Source organism: Kitasatospora sp. NPDC050543 (genome assembly GCF_044457565.1).
GTDB lineage: Bacteria > Actinomycetota > Actinomycetes > Streptomycetales > Streptomycetaceae > Kitasatospora.
The window spans coordinates 1-1,705 of sequence record NZ_JBITGZ010000093.1 but is presented as its reverse complement, the minus strand read 5'-3'; the positions used below and the strand labels follow the sequence as shown (position 1 = coordinate 1,705).

The 1,705-nt window shown below is 76.1% G+C and carries 1 protein-coding gene; it reads right to left on the bottom strand.

The genetic code is table 11. The annotated features are described in order from the left end of the window. On the bottom strand, positions 1-1,594 hold a 1,594-nt coding region (locus tag ACIBH3_RS35920; RefSeq protein WP_396316317.1), incomplete at its 3' end, for a hypothetical protein. Between the last annotated feature and the right edge of the window lie 111 nt (positions 1,595-1,705).

Genomic DNA, 1,705 nt, shown 5'->3' with positions numbered 1-1,705 from the left:
CCAAACCCGCCTCCAACCCCGCCCCCGCCTTCCACACCCCACGCACCGCATCCGTCCGCGCCAACACCCCCGCCACCGCACCACACGGCACGAAGCTCTCCACCGCGCCGCTCTTGAGCTCGTTCGGCCGGCGCAAGCGCGGGAAGTAGACCGCCGCGTTGGGACCGCGGCCGCCCAGCTGGTCCGCCTCGGCGCGAAATCCCGCCACCGCCGCGTCCGTCGTCGTCCAGGCGGAGGGCGGGTCGACCAGGAGCACCGCGCGGCGGCGCTTGCAGTAGGCCGCGGCAAGGTCGTAGAGCACCGGCTCGACGTCCTCGCCACTGCGCCTGTACGGCGGGATGCAGAGCAGGTTGAACAGGTCGGCGTGGTCCAGCAGCCGCTCGTACTGCCGGCGGACCTCCTCGGTGCCGGGCAGGTCGACGCCGTCGGATCCGCCGAGCTGCTGCGCCGCCGACGCCGCGGCGGACTTCGCGGCTTCGAGGGCGGCACGGGCGTGGCCAGGCTCGCCGGCGGCCTGCTGGGCCGAGGTGCCGGCGGTGGTGGCCGCCGTGGCGGCGTCGGTCGCCCGCCGGGCGGCGTCGGTGGCGGCCTGGGCCCGCTGCTTCCGGGTGTCCTCCGCGCGGGTCGCGGCGGCGGCCGCCTGCTGCGCGGCCTCCCGGGCCACCGCCTGGTCCGCCTGGGCCTGCCTGAGCTTCTGCTGGTTGGCGGGCACGTTCTGGTCGAGCTTCTTCGCCTCGTCCACGGCCCTGGTGGCGGCGACCAGGGCCGCGTCCGCCCGGCCCTGCTCCGCCCTGGCCGCGGCGAGGGCGGTGTCGGCCGCCTGCTCGGCCTGGTCGGCCGAATCCCGCTCCCGGCCGGCCCGGGCGGCTGCCGCGGTCGCGGCCCGGGCGGCGCCGCTCGCCGCCGCGTCATGCCGGAGGGCGTCCTTCAGCGCCTTGTCGGCCTCGGCGGCCTTGCCGTCCGCGAGCCCGGCCGTGTCCTGCCAGGCCGTCGGCCCGGATGCGGGCTCCGGGCGGACCCGGGGGCTGCCCGCGGCTGGTGGCGTGAGCGGCGGGATGGCCCAGCGCACCAACGCGGACTCCCGCTCGAGCACCGCCAGTACGCAGCGTGGGTGGTCGGCGTAGAGGGACACCCCGACATGCCGCTCGGTCCGCTGGGCGGAGCGGTCGGTGACCACGAGGGTGAACAGCTCACCGGCCGGCGCACCAGTGACGTCCACCCGGGCGCGCAGGCTGTTGCCCCAGCCGCCCGGCGAGACGGCGTCGAGCGTCACCTTCGCCTCACCGCTGCCGAACGTCAGCCGGGCGATGCCGGTGGAGCCCTGCGGCGGCTGGTAGAGCCGGCAGATCACCGCCTGGCCGCCGCCGCCCAGGAAGAAGTCCCGGACCGCGAAGCCCAACAGGCTCTCGACCCAGAGCCCCCCGAACTCCCGGACGAAGCCGTCGAACCCGGTGATGGTGACCGGCCGGGTGGTGCTGCCGCGCGCGGCCCGGCCGACGAAGGCGGCGATGGACGTGGCGACGCCGGTGATGGTGTGGACCCCGCTCGGGATCTCCTCCACGTAGACGCCCGGCTGGGCGAGCTGCTCAGGCACAGCCCCTCCTGTTCCGCTGGTCACCCGCCCGGTCAGGACGGGAGTTGCTCCGACAGCTGCTGAACCTGCACCACCACGAACTCCGCCGGCTTCAACGGCGCGAACCCCACC